This window comes from Streptomyces sp. NPDC107550 (genome assembly GCF_055639095.1).
The window spans coordinates 177486-195909 of the sequence record NZ_JBVKBC010000005.1 but is presented as its reverse complement, the minus strand read 5'-3'; the positions used below and the strand labels follow the sequence as shown (position 1 = coordinate 195909).

The 18424-nt window shown below is 72.6% G+C and carries 16 protein-coding genes; 4 read left to right on the top strand and 12 right to left on the bottom strand.

Going from position 1 to position 18424, the window contains the following annotated elements; translation table 11 throughout:
* Nucleotides 1-24 precede the first annotated feature (24 nt).
* From pheA to ACZ7LY_RS09915, 7 genes are all read right to left on the bottom strand, one after another.
* On the bottom strand, nucleotides 25-960 hold the full coding sequence (gene pheA, locus ACZ7LY_RS09945) for a prephenate dehydratase (protein ID WP_471624019.1): 936 nt from the start codon (nucleotides 958-960) through the stop codon (nucleotides 25-27).
* Between the two features lie 177 nt (nucleotides 961-1137).
* Nucleotides 1138-2403: an iron uptake transporter deferrochelatase/peroxidase subunit gene (efeB, locus tag ACZ7LY_RS09940; RefSeq protein ID WP_471624018.1), complete on the bottom strand. Its 1266-nt coding sequence runs from the start codon at nucleotides 2401-2403 to the stop codon at nucleotides 1138-1140.
* Between the two features lie 6 nt (nucleotides 2404-2409).
* Nucleotides 2410-4401: a copper resistance CopC/CopD family protein gene (locus ACZ7LY_RS09935; protein WP_471624017.1), complete on the bottom strand. Its 1992-nt coding sequence runs from the start codon at nucleotides 4399-4401 to the stop codon at nucleotides 2410-2412.
* 14 nt (nucleotides 4402-4415) lie between these two features.
* Nucleotides 4416-4925, bottom strand: a complete 510-nt coding sequence (locus ACZ7LY_RS09930) for a copper chaperone PCu(A)C (protein ID WP_471624016.1) — start codon at nucleotides 4923-4925, stop codon at nucleotides 4416-4418.
* On the bottom strand, nucleotides 4922-5608 hold the full coding sequence (locus tag ACZ7LY_RS09925) for an SCO family protein (protein ID WP_471624163.1): 687 nt from the start codon (nucleotides 5606-5608) through the stop codon (nucleotides 4922-4924). The genes ACZ7LY_RS09930 and ACZ7LY_RS09925 overlap by 4 nt, the downstream gene beginning before the upstream one ends.
* A gap of 161 nt (nucleotides 5609-5769) precedes the next feature.
* A complete protein-coding gene (locus ACZ7LY_RS09920; protein WP_471624015.1) occupies nucleotides 5770-6525 on the bottom strand; it encodes a YcnI family copper-binding membrane protein in 756 nt (251 codons plus the stop codon).
* Nucleotides 6526-6680: 155 nt separating this feature from the next.
* On the bottom strand, nucleotides 6681-7487 hold the full coding sequence (locus ACZ7LY_RS09915; protein ID WP_471624014.1) for a hypothetical protein: 807 nt from the start codon (nucleotides 7485-7487) through the stop codon (nucleotides 6681-6683).
* 191 nt (nucleotides 7488-7678) lie between these two features.
* Between ACZ7LY_RS09915 and ACZ7LY_RS09910 the strand changes: the two genes are divergently transcribed.
* Entirely contained in the window at nucleotides 7679-8161 is a 483-nt protein-coding gene (locus tag ACZ7LY_RS09910; RefSeq protein WP_471624013.1) for an ATP-binding protein, read from the top strand.
* A gap of 129 nt (nucleotides 8162-8290) precedes the next feature.
* Here ACZ7LY_RS09910 and ACZ7LY_RS09905 read toward each other — a convergent pair whose 3' ends face one another.
* Together ACZ7LY_RS09905 and ACZ7LY_RS09900 are read right to left on the bottom strand one after the other, a co-directional pair.
* Complete coding sequence (locus ACZ7LY_RS09905; protein WP_471624012.1) at nucleotides 8291-9772, bottom strand: aminopeptidase P family protein; 1482 nt, start codon at nucleotides 9770-9772, stop codon at nucleotides 8291-8293.
* Nucleotides 9773-9933: 161 nt separating this feature from the next.
* Nucleotides 9934-11373, bottom strand: coding sequence for a PP2C family protein-serine/threonine phosphatase (locus tag ACZ7LY_RS09900; protein WP_471624011.1), 1440 nt, complete (start codon nucleotides 11371-11373; stop codon nucleotides 9934-9936).
* Nucleotides 11374-11961: 588 nt separating this feature from the next.
* Between ACZ7LY_RS09900 and ACZ7LY_RS09895 the strand changes: the two genes are divergently transcribed.
* Together ACZ7LY_RS09895 and ACZ7LY_RS09890 are read left to right on the top strand one after the other, a co-directional pair.
* Nucleotides 11962-12654 (top strand): bifunctional DNA primase/polymerase, encoded by a 693-nt coding sequence (locus tag ACZ7LY_RS09895; protein WP_471624010.1) that lies wholly within the window; start codon nucleotides 11962-11964, stop codon nucleotides 12652-12654.
* A gap of 410 nt (nucleotides 12655-13064) precedes the next feature.
* The gene (locus ACZ7LY_RS09890) at nucleotides 13065-13460 is read left to right on the top strand and encodes a hypothetical protein (protein ID WP_471624009.1); all 396 of its coding nucleotides are present in this window, start codon (nucleotides 13065-13067) and stop codon (nucleotides 13458-13460) included.
* Nucleotides 13461-13784: 324 nt separating this feature from the next.
* Here ACZ7LY_RS09890 and ACZ7LY_RS09885 read toward each other — a convergent pair whose 3' ends face one another.
* The 3 genes from ACZ7LY_RS09885 to ACZ7LY_RS09875 form a co-directional block, all read right to left on the bottom strand.
* Nucleotides 13785-14747: a DUF5926 family protein gene (locus ACZ7LY_RS09885; RefSeq protein WP_471624008.1), complete on the bottom strand. Its 963-nt coding sequence runs from the start codon at nucleotides 14745-14747 to the stop codon at nucleotides 13785-13787.
* A gap of 201 nt (nucleotides 14748-14948) precedes the next feature.
* A complete protein-coding gene (locus tag ACZ7LY_RS09880; RefSeq protein WP_471624007.1) occupies nucleotides 14949-15500 on the bottom strand; it encodes an ATP-binding protein in 552 nt (183 codons plus the stop codon).
* Between the two features lie 159 nt (nucleotides 15501-15659).
* The gene (locus ACZ7LY_RS09875; protein ID WP_471624006.1) at nucleotides 15660-16487 is read right to left on the bottom strand and encodes a glycerophosphodiester phosphodiesterase; all 828 of its coding nucleotides are present in this window, start codon (nucleotides 16485-16487) and stop codon (nucleotides 15660-15662) included.
* A gap of 297 nt (nucleotides 16488-16784) precedes the next feature.
* Between ACZ7LY_RS09875 and ACZ7LY_RS09870 the strand changes: the two genes are divergently transcribed.
* A complete protein-coding gene (locus ACZ7LY_RS09870) occupies nucleotides 16785-18392 on the top strand; it encodes a S1C family serine protease (RefSeq protein ID WP_471624005.1) in 1608 nt (535 codons plus the stop codon).
* The last annotated feature ends 32 nt before the right edge of the window (nucleotides 18393-18424 follow it).

Here is an 18424-nt window from a genome sequence, read left to right as displayed (position 1 = left end):
TGCCGTGCGAGCGGCAGCGAGCGGCTAGAAGCGGCCGTCCTGGCAGCGCGCCAGCCAGTCGGACGCCTCCACGAACTCACCGTCCGTGGTCCCCGCCCGCGGCGGCCGTACGTCCGCGGGGGCGACGCCCGCGCGCGGGTACGAGCCCAGATAGCGCACCTTCGGGCAGACCCGCTTCAGGCCCATCAGGGCCTCGGCCACGCGGCGGTCGCTGATGTGGCCCTCCGCGTCGATGGCGAACAGGTAGTCGCCGATGCCCTTCCCGGTGGGCCGGGACTGGAGCAGCATCAGGTTGACGCCGCGGATGGCGAACTCCTGGAGCAGTTCCATCAGGGCACCGGGGTGGTCCTCGCGCTGCCAGATGACGACCGACGTCTTGTCCGCGCCCGTCGGGGCCGCCGGCCGGGCCGGGCGGCCCACCAGCACGAACCGCGTCTGCGCGTTCTGCGCGTCGTGGATCTCGGTGACCAGCGGAACGAGCCCGTAGCGCTCGGCGGCGAACTCGCCCGCGAACGCGGCGTCGTAGCGGCCCTCCTGGACCAGCCGGGCGCCGTCCGCGTTCGACGCGGCGGACTCCCAGACGACGTCGTCGGCGAGGTGGGCCTTCATCCAGTTGCGCACCTGGGGCTGGGCCGCCGGGTGCGCGGTGACCGTCTTGATGTCGGTCAGCTTCGTGCCGGGCCGCACCAGCAGCGCGAAGGTGATGTCGAGCAGCACCTCGCGGTAGATCATCAGCGGCGCGCCCGCGACCAGCTCGTCCAGGGTCGTCGTGATGCCGCCCTCGACGGAGTTCTCGATCGGCACGAACGCGGCCTCGGCCTCACCGCTGCGGACGGCGTCGAGCGCCGCGGGGACGGACACCATGGGGACGAGTTCCCGGGTGGCGGCCTCCGGGAGCGTGCGCAGGGCGACTTCGGTGAAGGTGCCCTCGGGGCCGAGATACGCGTAGCTGGCTGGCATGACGTCACCCTAATGGGCCCGCGCCCCCCGAACCCACGGATCGCCCCCGCACCACCCGCACGCACCCCCGCCCGCCCGATCCCGCACGACGCGCCACCGGGACGGCCCGCCGGCGTCCCCGCCCTCCGGAGCCCGCCCCGGGGAAGAACCGCACGACGCGCCCCCCGGGAAGAACCGTCACCCCTCCAGCAGCGCCTGCCCCACATACCCGCCGCGCTCCGCGCCCCCCGGCACCGCGAACAGGCCGCTGGCCTCGTGGCGGATGAAGCGGGAGAGGGCGTCGCCGCGGTCGAGCTTGCGCTGGACGGGGACGAAGCCGCGCAGCGGATCCGCCTGCCAGCACACGAACAGCAGGCCCGTGTCCGGCACGCCGTCCCGGTCGATGCCGTCGTGGTAGGAGAACGGGCGGCGCAGCATCGCGGCCCCGCCGTTCTGATCGGGACGGGTGATGCGCGCGTGGGCGTTGAGCGGGATGACGAGATCGCCGGACGCGTCCGTCTTCTCCAGGTCCGGCTCGGTGCTCTCGTCGCCGCCCGTCAGCGGCGCGCCCGTCGACTTCTTGCGCCCGATGACCGCCTCCTGCGCGCCCGTCGACAGCTTCTCCCAGTCGTCGAGGAGCATCCGGATCCGCCGTACGACGACGTACGAGCCGTGCGCCATCCACTCCGGCGACCCGGAGGCGGGGACGAAGATCCGCTTGTCGAAGTCGGACTCGGACGGCTTGGGGTTGTTCGTGCCGTCGATCTGGCCCATCAGATTGCGGGTCGTCATCGGGTGCGGGGTGGCGCCGGGCGAACGGTTGAAGCCGTTCATCTGCCAGCGCACCCGCGCCGCCCCGCCCGCGTCCTTCTGGAGCGCGCGCAGCGCGTGGAAGGCGACCAGCGCGTCGTCGGCGCCGATCTGCACCCACAGATCACCGTTGCTGCGGGCCTTGTCGAGCCGGTCGGAGAAGAAGTCCGGCAGCGGGTCGAGCTCCGCGGGCCGCTGCTTCTCCAGCCCCGTACGGGAGAAGAAACTGTGCCCGAGACCGAACGTGACGGTCAGCGACGAAGGGCCCGCGTCCCGCGCCACATCCGTGTCGCCGGCGCCCGCCGGTTCCCCCGCCATCAGCCGCTCCGCCGTCCCTGACCAGCGGCGCAGCAGGGCGGCGGCCTCGCGGCGGCCGGTGCCGGGGGTGAGGTCGAAGGCGACGAGATGCCCCGTCGCCTGCATCGGGGTGATGATGCCGGGCTGATGTTTCACGTGGAACATCGCCCGGTCCGAGCCGAGCGTCGTCAGCGCGGCGGACTGCTCGGGGGCGCGCGAGGCGCCCACCGCGTAGCCCGCGCCCGCGCCGACGGCGCCGAGCGCGACGCCCGTGGCGCCCGCCGTCCCGATCAGCCTGCGCCGCGAGATCCCCGGGCTCTGTGCGGGGGACTCGATGCGGCTCTCGGTGTCAGCCATGGTCGTTCAGCCGATCTTCGCGTTCTTGGTGACGGTCACTTGGTCGATGTCGGAGGTGCGCACGGTGACCGCGATCTTCCAGTCTCCCGCCACGGGCACCTGCACCCCGCTCGCCGACCAGTGTCCGGTGGCGATGCGGTCGGGGGTGACGGTGAGCGGGCCGATGTTCTTCGACTCCAGGGTGAGGGCGACCTTCACCTCGGGGACGTCGAACGCCTTGCCGTTGGGCCGCTCCACGTAGACGTGCAGGTCGTTGTCGCCGGTGCGCCCCGGGTCCAGGTCGAGGCCGAGGGTGCCCTTGCCGTCCTTGCCGCCGGTGTCGAACGGCAGCTCCAGCGAGAGCGGCCCGGACTGGGTCTGCGCGGCGGAGGTCGCGGCCTGCGCCTCCTCCTCCGTACGGCCCGGCTCGGTCGAGGTCAGCACGGTGGTCACCGCGAGCAGCACCACCGCGACGCCCGCCTCGGCGAGCACCGAGCGGCGCAGCCCGAAGCGGTTCGGATCGCCGTCACGGACGCGCTTCTGGCGGGCGCTCGCCATCGCGGCGCGCTGCCGGGCGAGCTGCGCGGCCCGCTCGGAGTCGCCCTCCGCGCCGGCGCCGACGGTGACCGGCTCCTTCTTGCGCGGCGCGGGAAGGGCCGCGTCCTCCTCGGCGCCGGACGCGGCCTCCGTGTCCGCTTCCTCGGCCGCATGGGACTCCAGCGTCTCGGAGAGCCGGCCGGTCCAGCGCCGCGAGATCCACGCCATGCCCACGAGCAGGACGACGAGACCCACCTTGACCAGCAGCAACTGCCCGTACCGCGTGTCGGTCAGCGCCGACCACGAGCCGACCTGCCGCCAGGACTGGTACAGGCCCGTCGCGGCCAGCACGCACACACTGCCGAACGCCACGCGCGAGAAACGGCGTACGGCGGTGCCCTCGATGGAAGGCGCCCGGTACAGGGCGACGAGCAGCGTGGTCAGCCCGCCGAGCCAGGCGGCCACGGCCAGCAGATGCAGCACGTCCACCGGCATGGCGAGCCCCGGCTGCAACCCGGTCGAGGCGTGCTCGGCCATCGCCCAGGTCGCGGCGAGCCCGGCCGCGACGACCGCGCCGCCGACCGCGAGCCCGAACGTCAGGTCCCGCAGCTCCTTGCGCGGATCGGTGGCCTGCGTCGCGTCACCGGCCTCCCGCGCCCGCTGCCCGTCCGGGACGGCGCCCTCGGCGGCGACCTCCTCCGCGCGCTTCACGTACGCGCCGAACAGGACCGCGATGAACAGTGCCGCCGCCGCGAGCAGCAGCAGCCGGGAGGTGAGCGCCGCGCCGGTCTTCGTCTGGAGGACCTGGCCGAGCAGCGTCATGTCGAAGATGTCGCCGACCTTGCCCGACCCGGTGTACGAGCCGCGCATCAGCAGCAGCGCGAGCGTCGCCGCCGTCAGCGCGGTCCAGCCGGTGACCACGACCCGCTGCACGGGCCGGATCCCGGCACCCCGCCGCCAGCACCCGAGGACGAACGCGGCGCCGCCCACGAGCAGCACGAATCCCGCGTACGAGACATAGCGCGCGACGCCGTAGAGCCCGCCGACGACCCCGCCGCCCGCGTTCTGGTCGCCGATCACGGCGGAGGCCTTCGAGGGCGCGCCCACGGAGAAGGTGAACGCGCCGGAGACGGGATGGCTGTCCGCCGAGACGACCTGGTAGGCCACGGTGAACGTGCCGTCCGGCAGGCCCGCGTGCAGGCCCACGGTGTACGTCGTGCCGCCGGGGCGGCCGATCTTGCCGTCGTCGACGCGCTTGCCGGCCGGGTCGAGGACGCGTACGGCACCGCCGGAGAGCGCGACCTCCTCGGAGAACGTCAGGGACACCTTCTTCGGCGCCTGCTGGACCACCGCGCCCTGCTTCGGGTCGCTGCCGGTCAGCGCGGCGTGCGCGGACGCGGGGGCGGCGCCGGTGAGCAGCGCGCCGGTCACGGCGACGAACAGCAGCACCAGATGGACCAGGCGGGGAGCGGAGGTCTTCACGTACGGTCAGCCCCTCAGTGCGACGCGTGCGACGGGTTGTAGGTGGCGGCCTTCACCGGGAAGGCGACCTTCATGGCGCCCGACTCGGCGAAGTGCAGCGTGACCGTCACCTTGTCGCCCTCCTTCGGCCGGTGCTTGATGCCCTCGAACATCAGGTGGTTGCGTCCGCGTTCGAAGTCCAGCTCGCCGTTCGCGGGCACGGGGAAGGACGTACGTTCCTTCATCACGCCCTTCTCGGTGGAGTGCAGGGTGACCTTGCCGGCGGCGGGGCTGCTCACCGAGGTGAGGGTGTCGGCGCCGCCGCTGTTGCGCACCGTGAAGAAGCCGGCCGCCATGTCGCCGGAGGCGGGCGCGGGGATGAACGCGCCCTCGATCTTCAGGGCGGGCTTCGCGCCGTCGGACCCGGTGTCGCCGCTGCCCTCGCCGGAGCCGCAGGCGGTCAGGGCGAGGGCGCCGGCCAGCGCTATCGCGCCCAGGGTCAGGGGCGTACGGGACGCGCGGGGCGGGTGCGGTGCGGGCCTCACGGCTTCGCCCCCTTGATGATCTTGGGCAGGTCCTTGGTGTAGTCGTCGGCGGTGGCGTCCTCGCCGTAGAGCACGTAACCGGCGTCCGTCTTCGGCGAGAAGGCGATGACCTGCGTGCCGTGCATCGAGACGAGCTTGCCGTTCTTGTCCTTCCGCGTCGGCTCGATGGAGATGCCGAGCGTGCGGGCGCCGCCCTGGATGGTGGCGAAGTCGCCGGTCAGACCGATGAAGTCGGGGTCCTGGGCCTTGAGCCACTTGCCGAGCACGGCCGGCTTGTCGCGGTCGGGGTCGGTGGTGACGAAGACGACCCGCAGCTTGTCCTGCTCGGCCTTGGGCAGCGCCTTCTTCGCCACGGCGATGTTGCTCATGGTCAGCGGGCAGACGTCCGGGCAGTGCGTGTAGCCGAAGTAGATCAGCGTCGGCCTGCCTTTGGTCTGCTCGCGCAGATCGAACTTCTTGCCGTGGGTGTCGGTCAGGACGAGGTCCGGCTTCTCGAACGGCTTGTCGAGGACCGTGGCGGCCTTCTTGGAGCCCGCGTCGGAGGAGACGTCCGCGACGGACTTGCCGCTGTCGTCGCCACCGCCGCAGGCGGTCAGCGCGAACGCGGCGGCGGTGACCAGGCCGACGGCGGCGAGCAGGGTCTTACGGCGCCGCGCGCGGGGCGCGGGGGTCCCGGAGGTCATGTCCGTACCGGCGGTCCCGGAGGTCATGTCCGTACCGGCGGTCCCGGAGGCGGTCTCGGTGGTCTTGATGGTCTTGCGCATGGAGAGATGTCCCTGTGGTGGAGGGGGCCGGCACGGGCCGGGGTCGCCCACCGCGGCCCCGGCCCGCGACGGCCGGTGGCTCAGCTGTGGGTGCGCCGACGGCCGGCCAGCACGCCGAACGCCACACCCGCGGCGCCGACGAGGATGCCGACGACGCCGAGGACGCGGGCGGTGGTGTCGCTGCCGGAGCTGTCGGAACCGCCGGAGCTGTCGGAGGCCGTGGTCGTGGCCCCCTTGTCCTTCCCGCCGTCCGACGAGGCGCCGGACGCGCCGTGCTCGTCGTCCGCCGCCGCGGTCAGCGCCAGCGTCGGCGCCGGGTTCTCCGGCTCCTCCTGGCCCTTCTGCTGCGGCTCGATCCAGCGCACGACCTTCTTGTCGTCGTACGTCTGGAGCGCCTTGAACACGAGCTGGTCGGCGTCGGTCGGCAACTGGCCGATGGACACCGGGAACTTCTGGAAGTAGCCGGGCCGTACGCCCTTGTCGTCACCCGAACCGGTCGCGGTCCAGGTCACCTTGGTGACGGCCTCGGTGATCTTCTCGCCGTGCATCTCCAGCGGCTTGTCCAGCTTGGACTTGGTGACCTCGGCCTTCCAGCCCGGCACCGGCTCCGGCATCACCGAGGCGAGCGGGTGGTCGGTCGGGAAGGAGACCTCGAGCTTGGTCGTCGCGGCGTCGTCACGCTCGTTGGGCACCTTGAAGTCGACCACGGCGTAACCGCCCTTGGCGGCCGCGCCCTCCGGCTGCACGCTCACGTGCGCGAAGGCGGGGGCGGAGAGGACGACGACGGAGGAGACGGCGGCGGCACCGACGAGAGCGGCGCGGGACATCTTCTTCATGACAGGAGAACTCCACGTTCTGCGGGATCCAGCGAAGGATGAAGGGGCGCGTCCGCGTCCGGCCGGCCCCGGTCGGGCGGCGGGAAACACGCGGCTACGCGCGCGTGCCCACGGCACACCTCACCCCGCGATCACGCGGTGGAGCAGGGCGCCGTTCAGGCAGCGAGAAGGAACGCGGCGGCCGGGGGTGGCCCGCGCCGGATCACCGCGTGCAGCAGCACCCGCGCGCGCGGCGCGGGCGGCTCGGGGTACGCGTCCCCGCGCCGCGTCACGGGCGCGAGGCGGGCACCGGTCAGCCCGGCCAGCAGGGCGCGTACGAAGAAGAGGGCGGCGCGCAGGGCCCGTACGAGCGCCCCGTCCGCGACCGCGTGCGCCGACAGGCGGGACAGCCGTACGACACGGCCGAGGGCCACGTCACCGCGGCGCATCAGCCAGCCGGCGGCGACGGCGGCCAGCAGGTGGCCGATCAGCATGGGCAGCGACGGCAGCAGCGGCATCGCGGACCCCGCCGCACCCGCCGCCAGATGGCTCTGCGCCTCACCGGCGCCCGAGGGCACGCGCGCGCGGTCGAGGATGTGCTGCGCCTGTACGGGGCTGAGTGTCGAGGCGCCCGCCCCGCACATCAGCCGCGCCGCACGCTCGACGACCGAGGGCTGCGCGGAGCCGCCCATCGCCATCCCCGCGTGCTGCTGGCCGAGCCCGAACAGGCTGTGCAGCGCGATCTGCCCGGCGCCCAGCAGCGCGGCGATCCCGGGCAGCGACCGCTCACGGCCGGCCAGCGGGACGGCGACGGTGAGGGCGACGACGAGCCCGAGGCCCAGTGTCCACCAGGGCACTGTCGCGTTCGAGCCGAGGACGTGCCCCGCCGCGGACAGCACGACGCAGACCGCGGCGAACACCGCGGCCCTCAGCAGCCTCACATCGGCCGCGCTGTGCGTCTCGCGCTGGTGGGGGGCAGTCATGGCCGCCTCATCATCGCACCAGCCTCACGCCCTCCATACGGCAGGTCCACAAGGTCCGGAATCTCCCTTACCGGGCCAGGTGGCCTTTTCGCGTCGGCCGTATGGGCGGTATCACGTCAACTGCGCGATTGCGCGCGGGCGGTGATGGCAATAGGTATCGGTATGTCGAGCCGCGGCCAGGAGGCTGGAGCATGAGCATCTGGTGGTCCCTGCATCTGCGGCGCGAGGCTGCCAGCGTGCCGCTCGCCCGGCGCCTGCTCATGGGCACGATGGAGACCGCGGGCGTCGATCCCGACATCTCCTACGACCTGTCGGTGGCCCTCAGCGAGGCGTGTGCGAACGCCGTCGAGCACGGCGGCGGCACCGCGAGCGAGGCATCGGCCGCCTACCGCGTCACCGCGTATCTGGACGGCGAGAAGTGCCGCATCGAGGTGGCCGATTCCGGCCCCGGTTTCCCCGTCGCCCCCGCGCGCCCCGCCCTGCGCGCGGTGCCGGACCTGCCCGGGCGGCGCGGCCTGCCCGGCGACGAGGACGAGAACGGGCGGGGCCTGTGCCTCATCGAGCAGCTCGCCGACCACGTCCACTTCGTGAACCGGCCCGGCCGGGGCGGCGCCGTCGTCAGCTTCGACAAGATGCTCAAGTGGCGCGAGGACGCTCCGCTGGTGGCGGTCTGAACGCCTCGGTCACGTGAAACACGCCTTGGTTACGTGAAAAACGCCTCGGCCACGTGAAAGAGGGCCGTGGGGATCGTCCACGGCCCTCTTTCACGTAGCTACGCGTTTCATGTCACTACGCGCGCGAGGTCAGCCCTTGAGGCCGGCCATCCACGCCTCGACCTCGTCGGAGCGGCGCGGCAGGGCCTGCGACATGTTCCGGTTGCCGTCCTCGGTGACGAGGATGTCGTCCTCGATGCGGACGCCGATGCCCCGGTACTCCTCGGGCACGGTCAGGTCGTCGGCCTGGAAGTACAGGCCGGGCTCGACGGTGAGGACCATGCCGGGCTCCAGCGTGCCGTCGACGTACGCCTCGGTCCGCGCGGCCGCGCAGTCGTGGACGTCCATGCCGAGCATGTGGCCGGTGCCGTGCAGCGTCCAGCGGCGCTGGAGACCCAGCTCCAGGACGCGCTCGACGGGACCCTCGACGAGCCCCCACTCGACCAGCTTCTCGGCGAGCACGCGCTGCGCGGCGTCGTGGAAGTCGCGGAACTTGGCGCCCGGCTTCACGGCCGCGATACCGGCCTCCTGCGCCTCGTACACGGCGTCGTAGATCTTGCGCTGGATGTCGCTGTACGTGCCGTTGATCGGCAGCGTGCGGGTGACGTCGGCCGTGTAGTACGTGTGCGTCTCCACGCCCGCGTCCAGCAGGAGCAGGTCGCCGGAGCGGACCGCGCCGTCGTTGCGCACCCAGTGCAGCGTGCAGGCGTGCGGTCCTGCGGCGCAGATCGAGCCGTATCCGATGTCGTTGCCCTCCACGCGCGCGCGGAGGAAGAACGTGCCCTCGATGTAGCGCTCGCTGGTCGCCTCGGCCTTGTCGAGCACCTTCACGACGTCCTCGAAGCCGCGCACGGTCGAGTCGACCGCCTTCTGCAGCTCGCCGACCTCGAAGGCGTCCTTCACGATGCGGGCCTCGGACAGGAAGACGCGCAGTTCCTCGTCGCGCTCGGCGGTGACCTTGTCGGCGAGTGCGGCCTCGATGCCGGCGTCATGGCCGCGCACGACGCGGACCGGGCCGGTGGCCTCGCGCAGCGCGTCAGGCAGCTCGCGCACGTCGGACGCGGGGATGCCGTACAGCTTCTCGGCCTCGGTCAGCGAGTGCCGGCGGCCGACCCACAGCTCGCCCTGGCCGTCGAGCCAGAACTCGCCGTTCTCGCGGTTCGAGCGGGGCAGCAGGTAGATCGTGGCCTTGTGGCCGTCCGACACCGGCTCCATGACGAGGACACCGTCCTCGGTCTGGTTGCCCGTGAGGTACGCGTACTCGACGGAGGCGCGGAAGGCGTACTCCGTGTCGTTCGACCGGGTCTTCAGGTTGCCCGCGGGCACGACCAGGCGCTCACCCGGGAAACGGGCGGACAGGGCGGCACGGCGGGCGGCGGTCTCGGACGCCTGGGCGATCGGCCGCAGGTCGTGCAGCTCGGTGTCGGCCCAGCCCGACTTCATGTTCTCGGCGAGCTCGTCGGAGACGCCCGGGTAGAGGCCGTTCTTGCGCTGCTTGATGGGCTCGTCTTCCGGCCCTGCCGCGGTAGCGGCGTTCTCGGCACAGCCCGGGGTGGTGAGCTCCTCCGACACGGTTCCTCCTGGTTACGGCCTGAATGGGGCGATGGCCCCCCTCCCATCGTACGAGCGTGCGCGTAGGGGCCCGGTACGGGTTCTCCCGCCACCGGACCCCTCACGGCCCGTACGCATCCGCGTACGCGAAACGTGCCGCTCTATGTGGCCTGTCCGCGCGTCTACGCGAAACGTGCCGCAAGAAGCACGACGTCCTCGTCGCTGTCCGCCGTGTCGAGCCCTTCGGGCAGCACCGTGTGCAGCACGTGGTCGGCGATGGCGCCCGGGTCGTCGCGCAGCGCCCGGGGCACGCTCGCGGCGGCGGCGTGCAGCCGTGCGAACGCGCGGTCCATGGCGTCACCGGTACGGTGCAGCAGCCCGTCCGTGTACAGCAGAACCGTCTCGCCCGGCTCGGGCGTGATCTCCACGCTCGGCGCCTCCCAGCAGGCCAGCATCCCGAGCGGCGCGGACAGCGTGGTCTCCGCGTACTCCGTGCGCCGCTCGCCGATCACCAGCGGCGGACTGTGCCCCGCGCCCGCGAGCACGATCTTGCGCTGGGCCGGCTCGCAGTAGGCGAACAGGGCGGTCGCGCTGCGCGCGGGCTCGGTCAGCCGCAGCAGCAGCTCCAGGTCGGACAGGACGGCGACCGGGTCCTCGCCCTCCATGACGGCGTACGCGCGCAAGGAGGCACGCAGCCGGCCCATCGCGGCGACCGCGCTCGCGCCCGAGCCGGTGACCGAGCCGACGGCGAGCCCGAGGGCGCCCTCGGGCAGCGGCAGCGCGTCGTACCAGTCGCCGCCGCCGCGCGGCCCGGTGCGGTGCCGGGCGGCGAGCTGCACGCCGGTGACGCGGGGCAGCCGCGACGGCAGCAGCTCCTCGGCGACGGTGTGGGACCACGCGCGCGTGCGCTCACCCTCGACCAGGCGGGCCAGGTGCTCGGTCGCGTAGCGCGCGTATAGCCCGATGAGGTGGCGCTGGCGCTCGACGGGTTCGGCGGGCTCGTCGTAGAGCCAGACGGCGGCGCCGAGCCGGCCCGCCGCGTCGGTGTGCAGGGGCAGCGCGTAGCTCGCCGCGTAGCCGAGGCGGGCGGCGACCTCGCGGTGCCGGGGGTCGAGGCCGTCCTCGGAGAGCAGATCGGCGCGCGACTCGGGGTCCGTGCTCAGCCCGTCGAGGATGCGCCCGTACGAGGTCGCGCCGCGCGGCACGGTCTCGATGTGCCCGAGGTCGGGCCGGGACAGGCCGAGGCCGATGGTGGTGTCCGGGCCGAGCCCGTCCCCGGGTTCGAGCACGACGAGACCGCGCCGGGCGCCCACCAGGGCGGCACCGGCGCGCAGGAGTTCGTGCAGGGCGTCGTCGAGAGCGGAGGTCCGGGCCAGCCGCTCGGTCAGTTCGTGCAGGGTCGTGAGGTCGGAGACCCAGCCGGCGAGCCGGTCCTGGATCACCGCGGTGGGCGCCGCCGGGGAGTCGGCGGCCGGCGGCTCCGCGGGCGCGACGGTGTGCGCGGGTGGGGGAACCTGTCCAGACCGTGAATCGATTCCAGCCACTTTCGGGAGGCGCGGGGCTGTCATGGCTTCCGGCTTTCCGACCGGCGCGTATTGCTCGATAGCATCGCAAACCCCCATGTCAGCCTTTTCGGCGCTGCGCCGCTAGCAATGTCTCCACATGTACACGGACTGGAGAGGGGATGTCCAGCATTGTCCTGCGGGGATTCCTGGTGTCCGTGAGGCCCAAGTGGCTTCCGAGGTAATGCGATCACCGTTCTTCTGCTCGCTCTCGCCTTGATCGTGACCGTTCCAAGTTGGCCAAAAACTGACTGAGGGAACGGTGTATTGCGGTCGACTGGCCTCGTTCGGCTGCGGTCGACGGAGCGTCATAGCGGTCGTGATGGGTACGTACTCGGTGAAGACCAGGGGCAGTTGGGATCAGCCCGGAACCTGGCGACGGACCCGGGCGTCTTAACCATCGACGACCGTGCCCCATCCTCCCGCGGGGGAGACGGCGAGTAATACGCGCGACGGTAAACGCCAGGCGCCGCCACCCCGCGCCAGGCTTTCGAAGGACACGGCAAGCGCTCGGACTATAGGGGTCAAACCCTGCCCCGGGCCGGCAATCTCAGGCCGGGGTCAGACGCTTCAGCACGTACGCACAGTGACTGTTCGACACATGGTGTGATGTGGCCATCGGCGTTCAACGGAAAGGAACGAGCGCTCATGCGCGAGATCCTCGGAAGGCGACGCAGGCTCCTGTCCAAGCGTGACAACGGGAAGTCTGACCTGCTCAGCGCGGCCCTCACGTGCGCGACGGCGTGGCGGTGGCCGATCCTGCCGGGCATAGGGCACGAGACGGCGGGCCGCCGCGACGGCGTCCGCTGCGCCTGCCCCGACCCTCAGTGCACGGTTCCCGGCGCGCACCCGTTCGACCCCGGGCTGCTCGCCGCCACGACGGACGCGCGCATGGTCCGCTGGTGGTGGACCAACCGGCCCGACGCGCCGCTCGTCCTCGCCACCGGCGCCCCCTCCGGCACGGGCGGCCGCGCCCCGTGCGCCGTCAGCCTGCCCGCCCTCGCCGGCGCCCGCGCGCTCGCGGTGCTCGACCGCACCGGCATCCGGCTCGGCCCGGTGATCGCCACGCCCGAGAGACTGTCGATCCTCGTCGCGCCCTACTCCATGGAACAACTGGGCGAGCTGCTGTACGCCAAGGACTTCGTCCCCGGCTCGCTCCGCTTCCACGGCGAGGGCGGCTACCTCGCGCTGCCGCCGTCCACGACGGGCGCGGGCCAGGTCCGCTGGGAGCGCGCGCCGCTGCCCGGTTCGGCCGCGCCCTGGGTGCCGGATGTGGAGGCCGTGGTCGACGCGGTCGTCGACGCACTCACTCGTACGGGTGTGAGCGCGCCGGAGTTGTAGCGGTTGCGGCGGTATCAGGCGCGCGGCGCCCCGCCGTGCGCGGCATGCGCCGATATGTTCGGCGCATGCCTGCCGCGCCCTCGCTCCCCCCGCGTCCGGACGGGCCCGACCAGGGGAGACCCTCTTCGCGCCTGCGCCTGTTCGGAATCGTCGCCGTCGTCGTCCTCACGGCGGCGCTGCCCCTCGCGGGCGCGGCGGCGGGCCCGGTGACGGCCCGGGGCGCGTTGCGGGCGCTGGGGTCCCTGGGGCCGTTGGGGGAGCCGGGGCGTACGGGGGCGCCGGGGGCGCCAGATTCAGCGGTGCCGCAGGGTGTGCCCGGGGCGCCAGATTCAGCGGTGCCGCAGGGTGTGCCCGGGGCGCCGGGTTCCGCGGGGTCACAGGAGGCGCAGGGGCCACAGGATGCGCAGCAGGTGTCGGGCTCCGGGCGCCAGACGGACTCCCCGGCGCCGACGTCCCGTACGGGGACAGCGGTGCGCTGCGGGCCCCAACTCACCTCACCCGACGGCATCGAGGCGCAGACCTGCGTACTGGAGCGCGCCGGCGACGCCTGGGCCCGTACTTATTACCGCAACACCACCGGCGGGCCGCTGAGCACGGCGCTGACCCTGCTGGCGCCCGGCGGGCGGACCGTGCAGATCGACTGCGCGGTCGGCGCGGAGGACGAGCCGGGGATGTGCGAGACGCCGCGCGAGCGGATCCGGGGCGGCCTCGGCGCCTATACGGCGTTCGCGGAGTACGCGAGGGGCACCGGCGGGCCGCTGCTGCTGCGCTCGGGCAGCAACTCGGCGCCCCCGCACGGGGATTGAGCGGGCCGACGACCGGACGCGGGCATGAAAGCGCCCGGTTGCTGGCGACGGGGGATGCACCAGCAACCGGGCTATCTGAACCGTAACAAGAGATCGGCGGTTAGCAAATTCGATCTCTTCCATTCGTTCGTGGATTTACCTGTGACCACGGCGAGTTGTGACTGGAGTCACCCGTTCCGGAGGTCCGGAAGCGGATTCCTCTCCCCCGTTGTACTGATCAGTCGGTCAGCACCTGAGGATCGGGGTCCTCGGTGCCGACCGACTCGGGACGAACGGCCCTGGCGTCGGCTCAGGGTGAGCGTCAGCTCAGGGTGAGCGTCGTCGTCAGCTCAGGGTGACCTGGCGGTTGGTGAGTCCGCCACGCGCGCGTCGCTCGTCGGCGGTCAGTGGCGCGTCGGTGGCCAGCGCGGCGGTCAGCCGCTCGGCGAACTCGGCGGCCGGCTTCTCCACGTCCTCGGCCTTCATCGTCGTCGGCAGGTCCCACACCGGCACGGTCAGGCCGTGCGCGCGGAACGAGCCGACCAGCCGCGTGCCCTCGCCCAGCGACGACGTACCGGCAGCGTGCAGCCGCGCGAGCGCGTCGAGCAGCTTCTCCTCCGCGTGCGGCATGACCCACCGCAGGTGGTTCTTCTCCGGCGTCTCGCACCAGTAGGCGCTGTCCACGCCGGACAGCTTCACGGTCGGGATCGCCGCCGCGTTCGCCCGCTCCAGGGACGCGGCCACCTCGCCCGACGCGCTCTCCGCGTCCGGCACCCAGAACTCGAAGCCCGTGTGCACGACCGGCGCGAACTCCGCGCGCGGGTCCAGCACGTCCTGCAGGCGCGGACCCTCGGCGGGCGCCCGGCGCGAGGGCACGGGCGAGCCCGGCTCGGCCTCCAGCGCGCGCAGCAGCGTGTCGGCCAGGTCGCGGCTGATGTCGCCGGAGGCCGTCTCGTTCTGCAGGCCGAGCAGGACCGAGCCGTCGTCGCGGCGCAGCGCGGGCCACGCCATCGGCAGCACGGTCGCCAGGGTGACGGACGGAACGCCCTCGGGCAGGCCGTCCTTGAGGGTCAGCGCGACCGTCGCGGCGGGCACCAGCTCGCGCAGCGCGACCCAGTCCCCCTCGCCGGCCAGGCCCTCGAACGGGCGCTGCACCAGCTCGGTCACCGCGTGCGCCGCCTCGCGCCCGTGGCATGCCTTGTAGCGGCGGCCACTGCCGCAGGGGCAGGGCTCGCGCGCTCCCACGACCGGGATCTCTCCACTGGTGACTTGCGGCTTGCCCTTGGGCTGAGGGCGCTTCTTCGCCATCTGAAGGTCTCCCGGATACGGCTCAAGTACGTACGGGCGCGAGCCTAGCCGCTCGTACTGACAAGAGAGGGATGCGGACCAAGTGCGCTGCCCGCGAGAGCGTTTCGCCCACCGGGCCCGGCCGGGCCGCCGTCAGCTCGGGTCCCGGGCCACTGTCAGCTCAGGTCCTGGGCCGCTGTCAGCTCAAGTTCCGGGCCGCTGTCAGTTCATGTCGTCGAAGGCGTCCGCGAAGTCCAGGTCCGCCAGTTCCGACACGGGCGGGGCGATGACGCGGCTGGCGAAGTCGTCCCTGCGGTGCGCGGCCGCCTCGGCGTGCACGTCCTTGTGCACGACGACCCAGACCGTGACCTCGCCGCGGGCGTCGTCGCGTACGCCCCAGTCGTCGGCGAGCGCCGTGATGATGTTGAGCCCGCGGCCGCCGTGCGCGGTGACCGACGGTGTGGCCGGAACCGGACGGGTCGGCCCGCCGCCGTCCGTGACCTCGACCGTCAGACATCCGCGGTCGTCGATGCGCCACGCCGCCCGTACGCCGCCGTCGCCCACCGGATCGCCGCCGAGCGGCCTGCCGTGCCGGCACGCGTTGCTGAGCAGCTCGGACAGGATCAGGACCGCGTCGTCGACGACCGACTCCGGGACCCCGCGCCCGCACAACTGATCACGCATACGATGCCGTGCCTCGCCCACGCCCGCAGGGCCATGGGGAACGGCCATGCTCGACGACGCGGGCACCTCCTGTGCCACCACCAACGCCACCCCCGAGACCTCCTTTGCCCCACGCCACGGTGTCAATGCCCCACTGGACTGGACCGGAAACCGGCCGGCCCGAGCCGGGTGACGCACTCGTGACGATCGAATACGGATCGAACGCGCCGGTGCACTCCCCGTGACATGACGGCGCGAACGTGGCCGGAATCAGCCCCTGCCGAGCCGGTGCAGCACGGCGGCCGGCCGGTTGGTGATGATCGCGTCGACGCCCAGCTCGACACAGAGGTCGACGTCCTCGGGCTCGTTCACGGTCCAGACGTGGACTTTGTGCCCCGCGCGCGTGAGCTTCTGGATGTAGGCGGGGTGGTTGCGCACGATCCGGATGCCGGGGCCCGCGATCCGTACGCCCTTGGGGAGCCGTCCCTCGCGGTGGCGCGGCGAGACGAACTGCATCAGGTAGACCGTCGGCAGCGTCGGCGACGCCTCCTGCACGCGCAGCAGAGAGCGGGCCGAAAAGCTCATCACGCGCACCGGCGAGGGGCCCTCGGCCGGCGGCGCGTCCAGGCCGAACCGCTTGAGCAGGAGCAGTAGCCGCTCCTCGACCTGCCCGGCCCACCGCGTGGGGTGCTTCGTCTCGATGGCCAGCTCTACGGGACGGCCGGCGTCGGCGACCAGTTCGAGCAGCCGCTCCAGCGTCAGCACGGAGGTGTCGGGGCCGCCGCCCGCCCAGTCCGGGGCCTCGTCGGGGCCGTCGTCGGGGCCCGCGTCGGAGAACTTCCAGGAGCCGAAGTCGAGGGCGGCGAGATCGGCGAGCTCCAGGGCGGAGACGGCCCCGCGGCCGTTCGACGTACGGTTGACACGGCGGTCGTGCACGCAGACAAGATGGCCGTCCGCGGTGAGCCGTACGTCGCATTCCAGGGCGTCGGCCCCGTCCTCGATCGCCTTCTTGTACGCGGCCAGAGTGTGCTCGGGGGCGTCATCCGAGGCGCCGCGGTGGGCGACGACCTGGATGCGTTGCTGTCGTGCGTGGGTCACCGCGTCATGGTGCCACCGCGCGCGGTGTCGCCGAGAAAAGTTCGGCCTAGCGGATGCGTCCGTTTCGTCCGGGATAAAGGATGGCGGGGGACGCACAGGCTCGGCTTATCGTGCCCTGACGCGTTATGGGAAAAGCTGAACGAGTACAAAAGCTGAACGAGTGCACCAGCGATGAGCGCACCCGCAACGAGTACAAGAGCCGACGAGTACAAGAGCACAGCATCAGCCGGACTGTGACAGGACCATGCCGGATTCACCGGACCGGCGACGACAGCCGTGGATCGAGGAGAGAAAGCTGTGAGCACCGAGAACGAGGGCACTGCGGTCCCCCCGGCCCCGTCCGCACCTCCCGTGCCGGTGGACGCTCCCGCTGCTCCCGCGCAGGCCCCGGCCGGACCCGCCCCGTCGGCCGCCCCGTCGGCGGCTTCGGGCGAGGCGACGCAGGACGCGGCCCCTGAGAGCGTCCACGAGAGCGCCCCCGAGCAGCCCGCCGCAGTGGCGCCCGCCCCGGCCTCAGCGGCGCACGAGACCCCGGCTCCCGCCCCGCACACGCCCCCGCACCCCGGCGGCGCGGCCCCGGCCGGTGACTGGCCGCCCCCGCCCCCGCCGGCCGTCCCCGCGTACGCCTCCGGGGTGGGCGCGGGCCCCGGCCAGGGTCACGCCGGGCAGGGGCATGGGCATGGCGATGGCGGCACCGGCTGGTCCGGCGGTTCCGGCTGGTCCGGCGGCGGCGGTTCCGGCTGGGGCGCGCCCTACCAGCAGCCCCAGCCGAAGTCCGGCGGCCGGCGCGGCGGACTGCTCGCCGGTGTGATCGCCGCGGCGCTGATCGCGGGCGTGGTCGGCGGTGGCGTCGGCTACTGGGCCGCTGAGCGCGGGGATGACGCGGGCACCGGTTCCACGACGGTCACCGCGTCGAACCCGGCCGACCTCAAGCGCGACCCGGGCACGGTCGCGGGCGTCGCCGCGAAGGCGCTGCCGAGCACGGTCACCATCGAGGCCGAGGGCAACAACGGCGAGGGCGGCACCGGCACCGGCTTCGTGTACGACAAGGAAGGCCACATCCTCACCAACAACCACGTGGTGGCGGAGGCCGTGGACAGCGGCAAGCTGACGGCGACCTTCTCGAACGGCAAGAAGTACGACGCCGAGGTCATCGGTCACGCGCAGGGCTACGACGTGGCCGTCATCAAGCTGAAGAACGCGCCGCGCAACCTCCAACCGCTGACCCTCGGCGACTCCGACAAGGTCGCGGTCGGCGACTCGACCATCGCCATCGGCGCGCCCTTCGGCCTGTCGAACACGGTGACGACGGGCATCATCTCGGCCAAGGACCGCCCGGTGGCGTCGAGCGACGGATCGGGCAGCAGCAAGGCGTCGTACATGAGCGCGTTGCAGACCGACGCGTCGATCAACCCGGGCAACTCCGGCGGCCCCCTGCTCGACGGAAGCGGGCGCGTCATCGGCATCAACTCCGCGATCCAGTCCGCCTCCAGCGGCGGTCTCGGCGGCTCCGGCGGCCAGTCCGGCTCCATCGGCCTCGGCTTCGCCATCCCCATCAACCAGGCCAAGATGGTCGCCACGCAGCTCATCAAGACCGGTGAGCCGGTCTACCCGGTGATCGGCGCGTCCGTCTCCCTGGAGGAGGGCACGGGCGGCGCGAAGATCACCGAGCAGGGGGCGAGCGGCTCGGCGGCGGTCACGCCGAACGGGCCGGCGGCGAAGGCGGGCCTCAAGCCCGGCGACGTCATCACGAAGCTCGACGACACGGTGGTCGACTCGGGCCCGACCCTGATCGGCCAGATCTGGACGCACAAGCCGGGCGACACGGTGAAGATCACGTACACGCGCGACGGCCGCGACCACACGGTCGACGTCACCCTGGGCGAACGCAAGGGCGACAGCTAGCGCCGGCCCTTCGGATCAGGCGGCAAGATCCG